This is a genomic window from Pseudomonas sp. NUPR-002, assembly GCF_056322725.1.
In genome coordinates this window covers 6,012,960-6,028,055 of sequence record NZ_CM150476.1, presented here as the reverse complement: position 1 = coordinate 6,028,055, position 15,096 = coordinate 6,012,960, and the positions used below count along the sequence as shown (strand labels likewise).

The 15,096-nt window shown below is 61.4% G+C and carries 16 protein-coding genes and 1 other RNA gene; 11 read left to right on the top strand and 6 right to left on the bottom strand.

All coding sequences use genetic code 11. The features are described from left to right. Positions 1-67: 67 nt before the first annotated feature. On the bottom strand, positions 68-517 hold the full coding sequence (locus ACVWSC_RS27745; RefSeq protein ID WP_442110653.1) for an EVE domain-containing protein: 450 nt from the start codon (positions 515-517) through the stop codon (positions 68-70). Between the two features lie 180 nt (positions 518-697). Between ACVWSC_RS27745 and ACVWSC_RS27740 the strand changes: the two genes are divergently transcribed. Continuing rightward, the gene (locus ACVWSC_RS27740) at positions 698-838 is read left to right on the top strand and encodes a hypothetical protein (RefSeq protein WP_165392175.1); all 141 of its coding nucleotides are present in this window, start codon (positions 698-700) and stop codon (positions 836-838) included. A 17-nt stretch (positions 839-855) separates the two neighbouring features. On the opposite strand, the gene ACVWSC_RS27735 is transcribed toward ACVWSC_RS27740, so the two are convergent. From ACVWSC_RS27735 to ACVWSC_RS27720, 4 genes are all read right to left on the bottom strand, one after another. Beyond that, a complete protein-coding gene (locus ACVWSC_RS27735) occupies positions 856-1,464 on the bottom strand; it encodes a 5-formyltetrahydrofolate cyclo-ligase (RefSeq protein ID WP_442110651.1) in 609 nt (202 codons plus the stop codon). Between the two features lie 82 nt (positions 1,465-1,546). After that, a non-coding RNA gene (ssrS, locus tag ACVWSC_RS27730) (6S RNA) lies at positions 1,547-1,724 on the bottom strand. Between the two features lie 18 nt (positions 1,725-1,742). Further along, positions 1,743-2,060 carry a cell division protein ZapA gene (locus tag ACVWSC_RS27725; RefSeq protein ID WP_442110649.1) on the bottom strand — a complete coding sequence of 106 codons (318 nt, stop codon included), beginning with the start codon at positions 2,058-2,060 and terminating at the stop codon, positions 1,743-1,745. Next, a complete protein-coding gene (locus tag ACVWSC_RS27720; RefSeq protein WP_133213963.1) occupies positions 2,057-2,266 on the bottom strand; it encodes a TIGR02449 family protein in 210 nt (69 codons plus the stop codon). The genes ACVWSC_RS27725 and ACVWSC_RS27720 overlap by 4 nt, the downstream gene beginning before the upstream one ends. A gap of 152 nt (positions 2,267-2,418) precedes the next feature. Here ACVWSC_RS27720 and ACVWSC_RS27715 point away from each other — a divergent pair, with 152 nt between their 5' ends. The 10 genes from ACVWSC_RS27715 (at position 2,419) to gcvP (ending at position 14,694) form a co-directional block, all read left to right on the top strand. Continuing rightward, entirely contained in the window at positions 2,419-2,973 is a 555-nt protein-coding gene (locus tag ACVWSC_RS27715) for a YecA/YgfB family protein (RefSeq protein WP_442110647.1), read from the top strand. Between the two features lie 22 nt (positions 2,974-2,995). Further along, positions 2,996-4,330, top strand: a complete 1,335-nt coding sequence (pepP, locus tag ACVWSC_RS27710; protein WP_442110645.1) for a Xaa-Pro aminopeptidase — start codon at positions 2,996-2,998, stop codon at positions 4,328-4,330. Further along, complete coding sequence (gene ubiH / locus ACVWSC_RS27705) at positions 4,327-5,520, top strand: 2-octaprenyl-6-methoxyphenyl hydroxylase (RefSeq protein WP_442110643.1); 1,194 nt, start codon at positions 4,327-4,329, stop codon at positions 5,518-5,520. Before pepP ends, ubiH begins: the two co-directional genes overlap by 4 nt. A gap of 2 nt (positions 5,521-5,522) precedes the next feature. Beyond that, the gene (locus ACVWSC_RS27700; RefSeq protein WP_442110641.1) at positions 5,523-6,005 is read left to right on the top strand and encodes a DUF4442 domain-containing protein; all 483 of its coding nucleotides are present in this window, start codon (positions 5,523-5,525) and stop codon (positions 6,003-6,005) included. A 9-nt stretch (positions 6,006-6,014) separates the two neighbouring features. After that, positions 6,015-7,232, top strand: a complete 1,218-nt coding sequence (locus ACVWSC_RS27695; RefSeq protein ID WP_442114389.1) for a 2-octaprenyl-3-methyl-6-methoxy-1,4-benzoquinol hydroxylase — start codon at positions 6,015-6,017, stop codon at positions 7,230-7,232. A gap of 113 nt (positions 7,233-7,345) precedes the next feature. Then, the gene (locus ACVWSC_RS27690) at positions 7,346-8,347 is read left to right on the top strand and encodes an extracellular solute-binding protein (protein WP_442110639.1); all 1,002 of its coding nucleotides are present in this window, start codon (positions 7,346-7,348) and stop codon (positions 8,345-8,347) included. Between the two features lie 133 nt (positions 8,348-8,480). After that, entirely contained in the window at positions 8,481-10,103 is a 1,623-nt protein-coding gene (locus ACVWSC_RS27685) for an ABC transporter permease (RefSeq protein WP_442110638.1), read from the top strand. A 121-nt stretch (positions 10,104-10,224) separates the two neighbouring features. Continuing rightward, positions 10,225-11,307, top strand: a complete 1,083-nt coding sequence (gcvT, locus tag ACVWSC_RS27680) for a glycine cleavage system aminomethyltransferase GcvT (RefSeq protein WP_442110636.1) — start codon at positions 10,225-10,227, stop codon at positions 11,305-11,307. Between the two features lie 45 nt (positions 11,308-11,352). After that, the gene (gcvH, locus tag ACVWSC_RS27675) at positions 11,353-11,736 is read left to right on the top strand and encodes a glycine cleavage system protein GcvH (RefSeq protein ID WP_442110634.1); all 384 of its coding nucleotides are present in this window, start codon (positions 11,353-11,355) and stop codon (positions 11,734-11,736) included. An 81-nt stretch (positions 11,737-11,817) separates the two neighbouring features. Next, positions 11,818-14,694 (top strand): aminomethyl-transferring glycine dehydrogenase, encoded by a 2,877-nt coding sequence (gene gcvP / locus ACVWSC_RS27670; RefSeq protein ID WP_442110632.1) that lies wholly within the window; start codon positions 11,818-11,820, stop codon positions 14,692-14,694. Positions 14,695-14,789: 95 nt separating this feature from the next. Here gcvP and ACVWSC_RS27665 read toward each other — a convergent pair whose 3' ends face one another. Continuing rightward, a complete protein-coding gene (locus tag ACVWSC_RS27665; RefSeq protein ID WP_442110630.1) occupies positions 14,790-15,092 on the bottom strand; it encodes a DUF2388 domain-containing protein in 303 nt (100 codons plus the stop codon). Between the last annotated feature and the right edge of the window lie 4 nt (positions 15,093-15,096).

Sequence of the window (15,096 nt, the reverse complement as noted above, 5' to 3'; positions counted from 1 at the left end):
TCAGATTGTGACGTGGCACCGATCCTGGTGCGTTGATGTTAGTCAAATCGATAGCATCCTACGCTGTTTATCGCAGCGCGAGTATGGCCGCCCACTGTTCAGCGGTTACGGGCATCACCGACAGGCGGCTGCCTTTCTGCACCAGCGGCAGCTCGGCCAGGGCCGTCTGCAATTTGAGGTAGCCCAGGCCCAGCACCTTGTTGAAGGTTTCTACGTGGGCAACGTCTACGGCACTCCAGGGGTTTTTGTCGGCACTGGCCTTGGCGTCGAAATAATGGCTCTGTGGGTCCAGTGCAGTTGGGTCCGGGTAGGCCGCGGTGCTGATCCGGGCGATACCGGCGATGCCCGGCTCCGGGCAGCTTGAGTGGTAGAAGAAAAATTGATCGCCCACCGCCATGCTGCGCAGGAAATTGCGCGCCTGGTAATTGCGAACGCCGTCCCAGCGCGCCTCCTTCAGGCGGGCCAGATCCTTGATCGAGAGTTCATCGGGCTCGGACTTCATCAGCCAATAGGCCATGGATACTGCTCCTGACAAGATTTGAAATAACCTGTTGCATGAAACCGACAGTCGGTTGGCGTCAAGGTTTGCGTGTCGACGCAGGTTGTCGGAGAATGCGCCCATTTTAAGCTTGACGCTGCTGCAACCATTAAAAAACGTTGCTGACAACGTGATCAGTTTGCCTGAGGGGGGCAATCAATGAATCGCAAACCGGACTTGCTCTGGATTTTGGTGTTTCTGTTCGGTTTGGGTGTGGTCACTACCGGTTATGCGCAAAGCCTTTGGGAGCGCAAGCTCGACGCTCCTTACGAAATGCCGGTGAATCCGCAGCAGCGTTGATCGCCATGCTGGCGCTTTCAGACAGGCGCCAGGTACCAACCACGGTCCGAGACCGTTCCTTGTAGTGGCACGTCCCAGCTGGCTTGCGCCAGCCGTTCGACTTTCTGGCACTCATGGGCCAAGCCCAGCAGCAAAGGCTTTTTCCACGCCTTGCGCCGCGTCAGGTAGGCCAGGCTTCGATCATAGAAGCCGCCGCCCATACCCAGCCGACCACCCATTTCATCAAACCCCACCAAGGGCAGCAGGATCAGGTCCAGCGCCCAGATCGGCCGTTGTCGCGCCAGGTTGATGTGTGGCTCGGCAATGCGAAAACGGTTGGGGCGCAGCTTTTCACCCGGCTCGATACGCTGAAAGGCCATCTTGGTTTTTGGCCAGGCATTGAGCACCGGTAAGTACGTGTGCTTGCCACGCCGCTGGGCTTCGCGCAGCAACAGGCGTGGATCGATCTCGCAATCGTTGGGCAGGTACAGGGCGATATGGCGGGCGCGGCGGAACAGTGGATGCTGGGCCAGTTGCCGATACAGCCCGCGCGCGGCCTGACGCTGCTCAGCCGGGCTCAAAGCGCGGCGGGCATCACGTAACAGGCGGCGTAGCTGGGGGCGGGTGAGCGGCGCGGTGTCGGTCATGGCACGGGCGTTCCCAGAGAGGGCTGCCCCCGAACGGGTGACAGCTCGACTTGCCCGCGCTTGGCGCGAGCAAAGGTAATTCAGGCTCCCCGACGAACCGCTGTCGGTGTAGCCCTTGAACCCGAAAGTTCAAGGTGGAGATTGCAGGAGGCGTTAAGGCTTTCCGTCAAGCGGACATGCACACCGGCCCCACGTGCAACCCCCGTGGTTGTGCGTATCGGCTCAGGGACATGACCGACTGGCAAGCACTCCAGGGAGTGGCGCCAGTATACCGATACTCAACCCTTATTTGAATCGTGATCGTCGGCCAGTGCCTGATCGACCCGTTCCAGCAGGTCGCGCACCTGTTCGCGGGTAGCACCGCCGGCAGCAACTTCAGGGCGATCCTGCTTGTGCAGCAGGTCGTGGGTGATGTTCAGCGCAGCCATCACGGCAATCCGATCGGCACCAATCACTTTTCCGCTGCTGCGGATCTCACGCATTTTGCCATCCAGGTAGCGTGCGGCGCTGACCAGGTTGCTGCGTTCTTCAGGCGGACAGATGATCGAGTACTCTTTGTCGAGGATCTGAACGGTGACGCTATTGCTTGAACTCATGAGTCTTGCTCCAGGGCCTTGAGTCGCAAAATCATCGATTCGACCTTACGCCGGGCGATTTCGTTTTTTTCGATGAGGTGGGCGCGTTCCTCGCGCCAGGACTTTTCCTGAGTTAGTAGGAGTGCGTTTTGCCGTTTTAGTTGCTCGACTCGCTCTATCAGTAGCTCGAATCGGCCCATCAGCGTTTGCAGATCGTTCTCTTGCATGGATTGCCACTCGATTCGGTCTGGCGGGTGGTTGCCCGGTTTATACCCTGGTCTGCCCCGAGTTGGCCGCGTCGATGGTCTTGGCGCGCCTGCCGGTGCTAGGATACAAGGTCTTCATTCTAGTCATTGCGCCGTCTGGCGCCTAGTTGCCCATGCCCAATACCAATTCGCCGTACACCGCTTTCGCCACCTTGCTCAGCAGCAGCGGGCATCCTGTTTCCCCTGCCGAACTGCACGGGCTGTTGCTCGGCCGCAGTTGCGCCGGTGCCGGCTTCGATGCCGAAGCCTGGCTGGCCGACGCCGCGCACCTGCTGGAAAACGATCCGGCAGACAACGTTCGTAACGCTTTAATCGGCCTGCAGGAAATGGTCAAAGGTGAACTCACTGGCGACGATATCACTGTTGTGCTGCTGTTGCCGGGCGATGAAGCCGCATTGACCGACCGCGCTGCCGCCCTGGGCGAGTGGTGCAAGGGCTTCCTCTATGGCTTTGGCTTGAACGCCGGTGGCTTGACCCTGAGCGCCGAAGCCAAGGAAGTCTTGCAGGACCTGGACGCGATCTCGCAGGTTCAGGATGCCCTGGAAGAATCCGAAGACGGCGAAAGCGACTATATGGAAGTAATGGAATACCTGCGCGTCGCGCCGTTGCTGCTGTACACAGAGCTGGCCAAGCCGGTCGAACCTGCAGCCAAACCTTCGCTGCACTGATCAACGTAGGACTCCTCTGCCCATGAGCCACATCCCCAAGTCGGAATACGCCCGTCGACGCAAGGCGCTGATGGCGCAGATGGAGCCCAACAGTATTGCCATCCTGCCCGCTGCCGCGGTTGCCATTCGCAATCGCGATGTCGAGCACGTGTACCGCCAGGACAGCGACTTCCAGTACCTGAGCGGTTTCCCCGAGCCGGAAGCGGTCATCGCCCTGATCCCGGGCCGCGAGCACGGCGAGTACGTGTTGTTCTGCCGTGAGCGCAACCCGGAGCGTGAGCTGTGGGATGGCTTGCGCGCAGGCCAGGAAGGCGCAATCCGTGATTTTGGCGCTGACGATGCCTTTCCGATCACCGATATCGACGACATTCTGCCCGGCCTGATCGAAGGCCGTGACCGTGTTTATTCGGCCATGGGCAGTAATGCCGAATTCGATCGCCACCTGATGGAATGGATCAACGTGATCCGCTCTAAAGCGCGCCTCGGCGCCCAGCCGCCGAACGAATTCGTTGCCCTGGATCATCTGCTGCATGACATGCGCCTGTATAAATCGGCGACAGAAGTGAAGGTGATGCGTGAGGCCGCGGCGATTTCCGCGCGGGCTCATGTACGGGCGATGCAGGCGTGTCGTGCCGGGCTGCATGAATACAGCCTGGAAGCCGAGCTGGATTACGAGTTCCGCAAAAGCGGAGCGAAGATGCCCGCTTACGGCTCGATTGTCGCGGCCGGGCGCAACAGCTGCATCCTGCATTACCAGGAAAACGATGCACCGCTCAAAGACGGCGATCTGGTGCTGATCGACGCCGGTTGTGAAATCGACTGCTACGCCAGCGACATTACCCGTACCTTTCCGGTCAGCGGGCAGTTTTCGCCCGAGCAGAAGGCGATCTACGAACTGGTGCTCAAAGCCCAGGAGGCGGCGTTCGCGGTAATTGCCCCGGGCAAGCACTGGAACCACGCCCATGAAGCGACAGTGCAGGTCATTACCCAGGGCCTGGTGGAGCTGGGCCTGCTCAAGGGCAAGGTTGAAGACTTGATTGAAAGCGAGGCTTATCGCGCTTTCTATATGCACCGCGCCGGACACTGGCTGGGCATGGATGTACATGATGTGGGCGAATATAAAGTCGGTGGCCAGTGGCGGGTACTTGAACCGGGCATGGCGCTGACCGTGGAACCTGGCATCTATATCGGTGCCGATAACCAGAGTGTCGCGAAAAAGTGGCGCGGCATTGGTGTACGTATCGAGGATGACGTCGTGGTAACAAAGCAGGGCTGTGAAATCCTGACCTCGGGTGTGCCGAAAACGGTTGCTGAAATCGAGGCCTTGATGGCTGCTGCGCGCAGTGCTGCGGCATGAACCGGGTGAACCTGGCAATCATTGGCGGCGGCCTGGTCGGCGCCAGCCTGGCACTCGCCCTGCAAGCGGGCGCCAAAGCCCGCGGCTGGAAAATTCTACTGATTGAGCCCTTTGCTCCGGGCGATAGCTACCAGCCCAGCTACGACGCACGTTCGTCGGCGTTGTCGTTCGGTACACGCCAGATTTATGAGCGCCTGGGGCTGTGGCAACAGATCAGCCGCCGCGCCGAGCCGATCCGCCAGATCCAGGTTTCCGACCGTGGCCGTTTTGGCGCCACGCGCCTGGATGCCATGGAAGAAGGGGTTCCGGCACTGGGTTACGTGGTGGAGAACGCCTGGCTCGGCCAGTGCCTGTGGAAAGGCCTGGATGCCGAGGTGGTGAGCTGGCGTTGCCCGGCTGAAGTGACGGCCATGCAAGCGCTGGAAGACGGTTATCGACTGTCGCTCAACGATGACACCGTGGTCGAGTGCGACCTGGCGGTGCTGGCCGATGGCGGGCGCTCCGGGTTGCGTGAGCAACTGGGCATTCATGTCAGCCAGCGGCCCTACAACCAGAGTGCCTTGATCGCCAACATCACACCGAGCGAAGCCCATCGCGGCCAGGCCTTCGAGCGCTTCACCGATGAAGGGCCGATGGCTTTGTTGCCGCTGCCGGAGAATCGCTGTGCGCTGGTCTGGACCCGCGCCGGTATGGACGCCAAGCGCCTGGCCGAGCTGGACGAGCGCAGTTTCCTCAGCGAGTTGCAGGACGTATTCGGCTACCGCCTGGGTGCCTTGCGCCAGGTTGGCGCACGGCATCTGTATCCCTTGTCGCTGGTAGAGGCTCAAGAGCAGGTACGCCCGCACCTGGTGGTGCTGGGGAATGCCGCGCACAGTCTGCACCCGATTGCCGGGCAGGGGTTCAACCTGTCGCTGCGCGATGTGCAGTCGCTGGCCGAAGGCCTGCTGGCAGGCCCGGCAGTACCCGGTGATTTCGCCACGCTACAGGCTTATCGCGAGCGCCAGCGCCTGGATCAGGATCTGACCGTCGGCTTCTCCGACCGGGTCACCCGCTTGTTCGGCAGCGCTCAACCGCTGATTGCCACGGGGCGTAACCTGGGGCTGCTCGGCCTCGATCTGTTGCCCCCGGCCAAACGTTGGTTCGCTCGTCAGGCCATGGGCCTGGGAACCCGTCCGGACCCACGGAGCTGAGCATGGCCGATTCGCGCAAACTGGCACGGCGTGCGCGCGTGCTGCGCTGGATACTCAACTTTTATCCGCCCTACATCGGCGCGGGCATCCGGGTGCAAAGCATCAGTGCCGACTTTCGTCAGGTGAAGGTGCGCATGGGCCTGAACCGGCTCAATCGCAACTATGTCGGCACCCAGTTCGGCGGCAGCCTGTATTCGATGGTCGATCCGTTCTACATGCTGATGCTGATGGAGCTGTTGGGCCGCGAATACATTGTCTGGGACAAAGCGGCCAGCATCGATTTCATCTCGCCGGGCAAAGGCCCGGTATTCGCCGAGCTGCGTATCGACGAGCAACTGTTGGCCGATATTCGGGAGCACACGGCGGGCGGCAAGAAGTACCTGCCACGCCTCCAGGTCGATATCCGTGACGCTGCCGGCGAGCTGGTGGCGCAGGTCGACAAAACCCTTTACGTGCGGCTCAAGCCGCAAGCGAGACAGGCTTAAGGCATGGAAATGCGCGCAGATCTGTTGATTGTCGGTGCCGGTATGGTCGGCAGCGCCCTGGCCCTGGCGTTGCAGCACAGTGGCCTGGAAATTCTCCTGCTCGATGGCAGCCCGCTGTCGGTCAAATCCTTCGATGAGCAAGCGCCTTTCGAGCCGCGGGTCAGCGCCTTGTCGATGGCCAGCCAGCGTATTCTTGAGCGTCTGGGTGCCTGGCAAGGCATCGAGCGGCGGCGTGTCAGCCCTTACACCGACATGCGCGTCTGGGACGGCAGTGGCACCGGGCAGATTCATTTCTCTGCCGCCAGCGTACATGCCGAAGTGCTCGGCCATATCGTTGAGAACCGTGTGGTGCAGGATGGCTTGCTGGAGCGCCTGCATGACAGTGAAGTCGGCTTGCTGGCCAATGCACGCCTGGAGCAAATGCGCCGCTCCGGTGATGAATGGCTGCTGACTCTCGCCGATGGCCGCACCCTGCGCGCGCCACTGGTGATTGCCGCCGACGGGGCGAATTCGGCGGTGCGCCGCCTGACCGGTTGCGAAACCCGCGAGTGGGATTACCTGCACCACGCCATTGTCACCAGTGTGCGCTGCAGCGCGCCGCACCAGGCCACAGCCTGGCAGCGCTTTACCGACGAGGGGCCGCTGGCCTTCTTGCCACTGCTGCGCGATGGCCAGCAGGACTGGTGTTCGATTGTCTGGTCGACCACACCTGAACAGGCCGAGCGCCTGATGCAGCTGGACGACGCGCAGTTCTGTGCACAACTTGAACGTGACTTCGAAGGCCGCCTTGGCCGCGTGCTGCAGGCTGACCCACGGCTGTGCGTACCGCTGCGCCAACGGCATGCCAAACGTTACGTCGCCGAAGGCCTGGCGTTGATTGGTGATGCTGCACACACCATTCACCCGCTGGCGGGCCAGGGCGTCAACCTGGGCTTTCTTGATGCCGCAGTGCTGGCCGAAGAATTGCTGCGCGCCTATGAGCGTGGCGAGCGCCTGGCCGATGAGCGTGTGTTGAGCCGTTTCGAGCGGCGGCGCATGCCGCACAACCTGGCGCTAATGGCGGCGATGGAAGGCTTTGAGCGTTTGTTCCAGGCCGATCCGCTGCCGCTGCGTTGGTTGCGCAACAGTGGTTTGAAATGGGTTGAGCAATTACCTGAGGCCAAAGCGTTGTTCGTGCGCCAGGCGTTGGGGCTCAGTGGTGATCTGCCAGAACTGGCGCAGGCCTGAAGCTACTCCGTTGCCGCTGTAACATCTGGTAACTCCTCCCCAGTGAGTTCGGTTGAGAAGGTAAATGGCATTCACTACCATTTGCGCCTCAATTGAACTCCGAGGACTGCACCATGTTGCCACGCAAGCACGTATTGGCCGCCCTGGCTCTGACCCTGTTGGGCGGTACCGCCCAGGCAGCAGATGAAGTGGTGGTGTATTCCTCGCGCATCGACGAGTTGATCAAGCCGGTGTTCGACGCCTACACCGCCAAGACTGGGGTCAAGGTCAAGTTCATCACCGACAAAGAAGCGCCGCTGATGCAGCGGATCAAGGCTGAAGGGCAGAACGCGACCGCCGACCTGCTGCTCACCGTCGATGCTGGCAACCTCTGGCAGGCCGAACAGATGGGCATCCTGCAGCCGATCAAATCGGACGTGATCGACGCCAACATTCCCAAGCAATACCGCGCTTCGTCCCACGACTGGACCGGCCTGAGCCTGCGCGCACGGACCATCGTCTACTCCACCGACCGAGTCAAACCCGAAGAGCTGAGCACCTATGAGGCGCTGGCCGACAAAAACTGGGAAGGGCGCCTGTGCCTGCGGACCGCGAAGAAGGTCTACAACCAGTCGCTGACCGCAACCCTGATCGAAACCCACGGCGAGAAGAAAACCGAGGAAATCATCAAGGGCTGGGTCAACAACCTGTCCACCGACGTGTTCTCTGACGACACCGCCTTGCTGCAGGCCATCAACGCCGGCCAGTGCGACGTGGGCATCGTCAACACCTACTACTACGGCCGCCTGCACAAGGAAAACCCGAACCTGGCGGTCAAGTTGTTCTGGCCAAACCAGGCTGACCGTGGTGTGCACGTCAACCTCTCGGGCATCGGCCTGACCAAATATGCACCGCATCCTGAAGCGGCCAAAAAGCTGGTCGAGTGGATGACCGGCGAAGAAGCGCAGAAGATTTTCGCGGGCGTGAACCAGGAGTTCCCGGCCAACCCGAAAGTCGCACCGTCTGAAGAAGTCGCCGCCTGGGGTAGCTTCAAGGCTGACAGCATCCCGGTTGAAGTGGCCGGCAAGCGTCAGGCCGAAGCCATTCGCTTGATGGACCGGGCTGGCTGGAACTAAGCGCAAAGCTTTATCCTGCCGGGCACCCTGTGGGGGCGGGCTTGCCCCGCGATAGCAACGTGACTGACACAGCGCTATCGCGGGGCCAGCCCGCTCCCACAGAGCCCATGTTCCTATGTAGAGATTCTTCCTTTTGGCTCACCCCGCCCAACGCCGCTGGTATCCCCTGGTTTTCGCCATTGCCGCTCTGGTGCTGCTGCCGCTGAGCGTGCTGCTGCTGTCGTGGCAGTCGATCGACATGCAGATCTGGTCGCACCTGCTCGACACCCAGATGAGCCGCCTGTTGGGCAACACCCTGACCTTGATTGTCGGGGTCGGAGTGGGTGTCACCTTGCTGGGCGTGAGCCTGGCCTGGCTCACCAGCCTGTGCGAATTCCCCGGACGGCGTTGGCTGGACTGGGCGCTGATGCTGCCGTTCGCCATTCCTGCCTATGTGCTGGCTTTCGTTTTCGTGGGTTTGCTGGACTTCTCCGGGCCGGTACAAACCCTGCTGCGGGAGTGGTTCGGGCCGATGCGCCTGCCGCGAGTACGCTCCACCGGCGGCGTTATCATCGTGCTGGTGCTGGTGTTCTACCCCTATGTCTACCTGCTGGCGCGCACTGCCTTTCTGGCCCAGGGCAAAGGCCTGATGGAGGCCGCGCGCGTGCTTGGTCATTCGCCGCTGCAGGCGTTCTGGCGAGTGGCATTGCCGATGGCGCGCCCCGCGATTTTTGCCGGTATCGCCTTGGCATTGATGGAAACCCTGGCTGATTTCGGCGCGGTGTCGGTGTTCAACTTCGACACGTTCACCACCGCGATCTACAAGACCTGGTACGGCTTTTTCAGCCTGTCGAGTGCCGCGCAACTGGCCAGTTTGCTGCTGTTGGCGGTGATGTTGGTGCTCTACGGCGAGCGCCGTGCCCGTGGCGCGGTACGCAGCAGCAATGAGCGGCCCCGGGGCAAGGCGCTGTACCACCTGCGCGGCATCAAGGCACTGGCTGCGACGGGCTGGTGCACTTTGGTATTTGCCTGCGCCTTCGTCATCCCGGTGCTGCAATTGCTGGTGTGGTTCTGGCAGCGCGGGCGCTTCGATCTCGATGAGCGTTATTCCAGCCTGATTCTTCACACCCTCTACCTGGGGGCAATGGCAGCGTTGATCACGGTGTCCGTGGCACTGGTGCTGGCCTTTGCCCGTCGTCAGGCGCCCACTTCGGGGATCCGTGCCGGGGTTGGCATCGCCAATCTTGGCTATGCCTTGCCTGGCTCGGTATTGGCGGTGTCGATCATGCTGGCGTTCAGTTACCTGGACAATCAACTGGTGGTGCCGCTGTCCAACTGGTTGGGTGGTTCCGGCAGGCCGCTGTTGCTGGGCAGCCTGTCGGCCTTGCTGTTGGCGTATCTGGTGCGCTTCATGGCCGTGGCGTATGGGCCCTTGGAGAACAGCCTGGGTCGAATTCGCCCGTCACTACCGGAAGCCGCACGCAGCCTTGGGGTCAGTGGCCCAAGATTGTTTTTCAAGGTGTATCTACCGCTGTTGGTGCCGGGCGCCATGAGTGCGGCCTTGCTGGTGTTCGTCGATGTCCTCAAGGAAATGCCGGCAACGCTGCTGATGCGTCCGTTCGGCTGGGACACCCTGGCGGTTCGGGTCTTCGAGATGACCAGCGAAGGCGAGTGGGCGCGGGCCTCGCTGCCTGCCCTGACCCTTATTGTGGTCGGCCTGTTACCGGTCATCGGTCTGATTCGACGCTCAGCCCGAAACGTCGGTCAAACGCGCTGAGGGTGTCAGCCCTCGAGCTTGCAGCTACAATGCGCGGCATTCGCTGCGGCCGGTCCTACAGACCGGGTAGCTGAAATGCTGCCAACAGCCGTGGCTTAGCCACGCCCGGAAGGAGAAACCCATGGGACTGCGCACGCCTTTGTATGACCTGCACCTGGCGCTTGGCGCCAAAATGGTCGATTTTGGCGGTTGGGACATGCCCTTGCATTATGGCTCGCAGGTCGAAGAGCACCATCAGGTGCGAAGCGACTGTGGAGTGTTTGATGTTTCCCACATGAACGTCATCGATGTACACGGCGCCGAGTCCCGTGTCTGGCTGCAGCGCTTGCTGGCCAACGACGTCGAACGTTTGACCGAAGTCGGCAAGGCGCTGTACAGCACCATGCTCGATGAACAGGGTAGGGTCATTGACGACATGATCGTCTACCGCTGTGAAGACGGTTATCGCCTGGTGGTCAATGCCGCGACCCGAGAGAAAGACCTGGCCTGGATGAATGCCTGCAAGGGCAGTTATCAGGTTGAACTGATCGAGCGCCCCGAGTTGGCCATCCTGGCAATCCAGGGGCCGGATGCGCGCAGCAAGGTTGCCGAGCTGGTATCGGCACCGCGGGCAGCGTTGATCCGTGAGCTCAAACCCTTTGAGGGCCGTAACGAAGGTGACTGGTTTATCGCCCGCACCGGTTACACCGGGGAAGACGGTCTGGAGATCATCTTTCCGGCCGTTCAGGCCCCCGCGTTTTTCAACGATCTGGTTGGCGCCGGTATCGCCCCGAGCGGCCTTGGCGCACGCGACACCCTGCGTCTTGAAGCAGGCATGAACCTGTACGGCCAGGACATTGACGAGGCACACACCCCGCTGACCTCCAACCTGGGCTGGAGCGTGGCCTGGGAACCGGCGGAGCGTGACTTCATCGGCCGCCAGGGTCTGCTTGCAGAAATCGAGCACGGCGTTGAGCAAAAACTGGTCGGCCTGGTGCTGGAGGAGCGTGGTGTTTTGCGCGCTCATCAGGTGGTTCATGTCGCCGGGATTGGCGAAGGAGAGATCACCAGTGGTAGTTTCTCTCCTACGCTGAGCAAGTCGATTGCGCTGGCGCGGGTGCCGATGGCAACCGCAGATCGTGCCGAGGTGGAGATCCGCGGCAAGTGGTACCCGGTGCGGGTGGTCAAGCCGACCTTCGTGCGCCATGGCAAGATTTTGATCTGAACCTATTCTGGCGGGCCTACCGCTGACCCTATCGAGGACAACAAGATGAGCAATATCCCCGCCGACCTGCGTTTTGCCGAAAGCCACGAGTGGGCCAAACTGGAAGCTGACGGCACCATCACCGTCGGTATCAGCGATCATGCCCAGGAAGCACTGGGCGACGTGGTATTCGTAGAGCTGGCCGAAGTCGGCAAAGTCTTCGCGGCTGGCGATGCTGCGGGTGTGGTCGAGTCGGTTAAGGCGGCTTCGGACATTTACGCCCCGGTCAGCGGTGAAGTGATCGCGGTGAACGAAGAACTGGCCGACAGCCCTGAGTCGCTGAACAGCGATCCTTACGCCAGCTGGATCTTCAAGCTCAAGCCAAGCGACAAGGCCGAGCTGGACAAACTGCTCGACGCTGCAGGTTACGCAGCCGCTATCGGCGAATAGTTTTCACACAAAGCGCCAATCTCTTCCTAGACTCAATATGCCTCGACTGCTCGGGGCTTGGTCTAGGAAGAGAGAGCCGCTATGTCCCAGTCGCCGTCCCTGAGCCAACTGCACGACCCCAATCCTTTCCTGCGTCGCCACCTGGGCCCTGATGCCTCGGAGCAGCAGGTCATGCTGCAGGCCCTGGGCCTGGGCAGCCGCCGTGAGCTGATCGAGCAGACGGTACCACCAGGCATTCGCTTGAGTGGCCCGCTGGCATTACCCGCCGCCCTCGATGAACAGGCCGCCCTTAGCAAACTCAGGGGCTATGCCGAACAGAACCAGGTGTGGACCAGCCTGATCGGCATGGGCTACCACGGCACGGTCACCCCCAACGTCATTCTGCGCAACGTCCTCGAAAACCCGGGCTGGTACACCGCCTACACACCCTATCAGCCAGAAATCGCCCAAGGCCGCCTCGAAGCGCTGCTGAACTTTCAGCAGATGATCATCGACCTCACCGGGCTGGACCTGGCAAACGCCTCCTTGCTCGACGAAGCCACGGCAGCGGCGGAAGCCATGGCGCTGGCCAAGCGCATGGCCAAGTCGAAAAGCAATGTGTTTTTCGCCGATGAGCATTGTCATCCACAAACCCTGTCGGTGCTGCAGACCCGCGCCGAGGGCTTCGGCTTCGAGCTGGTTATCGATGCTGTGGATAACCTCGCCAACTACCAGGTGTTCGGGGCCTTGCTGCAATACCCCGATACCCACGGCGAAATCCGTGACCTGCGGCCGCTTATCGAGCACCTGCACAAGCAGCATGCACTGGCCTGTGTGGCGGCCGATCTGCTCAGCCTGTTGATGCTGACCCCTCCGGGCGAGCAGGGCGCCGACGTGGTGCTGGGCACCTCGCAGCGTTTTGGCGTACCGATGGGCTATGGCGGCCCGCATGCGGCCTACTTTGCCTGCCGGGATGCGTTCAAGCGGGCGATGCCTGGGCGCATTATCGGGGTGTCCAAGGATGCTCGCGGCAACGTGGCGTTGCGCATGGCCCTGCAAACCCGTGAGCAGCATATCCGCCGCGAGAAGGCCAACTCCAACATCTGTACCGCTCAGGTGCTGCTGGCCAATATCGCCGCTTTTTATGCGGTGTACCACGGCCCGGAAGGCTTGCAGCGCATCGCCCAGCGCGTGCATGCGCTGACCTTTGTGCTGGCGGCGGGGCTTGAGAGCAAAGGCATAAAACGCCTAAACGAACACTTCTTCGACACGCTGACCCTGGAAGTGGGCGGCAGCCAGACGGCCATTATCGAAAGCGCGGAAGCCGCGCAGATCAACCTGCGTATTCTTGGCCGCGGCCAGTTGGGCGTCAGCCTCGACGAAACCTGCGATGAATCGACGGTGATGCGCCTGTTCGATGTGTTCCTGGGCGCTGACCACGGTCTGGACATTGCCGCGCTCGATGCCTTGGCCTTGCCGGAAGGCATTCCTGCAGCCCTGGTGCGACAGTCGACCTTCCTCACGCATCCGGTGTTCAACCTGCACCACAGTGAAACCGAGATGCTGCGCTATCTCAAACAACTGGAGAACAAGGACCTGGCGCTGAACCAGGCGATGATTCCGCTGGGCTCCTGCACCATGAAGCTCAATGCCAGCAGCGAGATGATCCCGATCACCTGGCCGGGCTTTGCTGCGCTGCATCCCTTTGCGCCTGCTGCCCAGGTGCAGGGCTACAAGGCGATGATCGATGAGCTGGAAGCCTGGTTATGTGCAATCACCGGCTTTGACGCGATCTGCATGCAGCCCAACTCTGGCGCTCAGGGCGAGTACGCCGGGCTGATGGCGATTGCCAAGTACCACCGCAGCCGGCATCAGCCGCAGCGCGACATCTGTCTGATTCCTTCTTCGGCGCACGGTACCAACCCGGCCTCGGCACAGATGGCGGGTATGCAAGTGGTGATCGTCGAATGCGATGAGGCGGGCAACGTTGACCTGGCTGACCTCAAGGCCAAAGCGATGGCGGCCGGTGAGCGGCTGTCGTGCCTGATGGCGACCTATCCCTCGACCCATGGTGTGTATGAGGAGGGGATCAGCGAGATCTGCGAAGTTATCCACAGTCACGGTGGTCAGGTGTACATGGATGGCGCCAACCTCAATGCCCAGGTCGGCTTGACCCGGCCGGCCGACATCGGTGCCGATGTTTCACACATGAATCTGCACAAGACGTTCTGCATTCCCCACGGTGGGGGTGGGCCGGGCATGGGCCCGATCGGCGTACGTGCGCACCTGGCGCCCTTCGTTGCCAGCCACCCGGTGGTGCCAGTTCCCGGGCCAGATCCACAGAACACCGCCGTTAGTGCAGCGCCGTGGGGCAGTGCGAGCATCCTGCCGATCAGCTGGATGTACATCGCCATGATGGGGCCGCAACTGGCCGACGCCAGTGAAGTGGCGATCCTCTCGGCCAACTACCTGGCCGAACAACTGGGCGGCGCATTTCCGGTGTTGTATCGCGGGCGCAATGAACGGGTCGCGCATGAGTGCATTCTTGATCTGCGGCCGTTGAAGGCGTTGACCGGGATCAGCGAAGAGGACGTGGCCAAGCGCCTGATGGATTACGGCTTTCATGCGCCGACCATGTCGTTCCCGGTGCCGGGAACCCTGATGGTCGAGCCGACCGAGAGCGAGTCAAAGGCGGAGCTGGATCGCTTCGTTGAAGCGATGCTGAGCATTCGTGAAGAAATTCGTGAGGTACAGGACGGCAATTGGCCGGCAGAAGACAACCCGCTAAAACATGCGCCACATACATTGGCGGATGTACTCGGGGTGTGGGAGCGGCCTTACAGCCTGGCCAAAGGCGTTGCGCCGAGTGAGCATGTGCGGTTGCACAAATACTGGCCGGCGGTGAATCGGGTGGACAACGTGTTTGGCGACCGCAATCTGTTTTGTGCGTGTGTGCCGGTGGATGAGTACCGCAGCTGATCGCCTTGCACCACCTGTAGGAGCGGGCTTGCCCCGCGATTGCGATGTAACTGGTACACCGCAATCGCGGGGCAAGCCCGCTCCTACCGGTAAATTTACGGCTTAGCCAGAATGGCGTTGGCCAGCTCCATGTCGCTAGCTTCCAGCCCCGGGTTTTCAGCCCGTACCTGACGCATGGCGGATTCCAGGTAAGGCCCACGAATAGCCCCTTCGCTGGCAACAAAGCTGCTGGCATCGTCCTGAGCGGCAGCGACCAGTTTGTGGTCTTTGGAGGTCAGGTAGGTGGAGCCGGTGGTTGCGCCGGAGGTAATGACATTGCGCCAGAACGTGTCGGCCATGGCCGAACCAAGGGGCAGGGAAAGCAGGGCAAGGGTTGCGACTGCAGGTTTGAGACGCATCAAG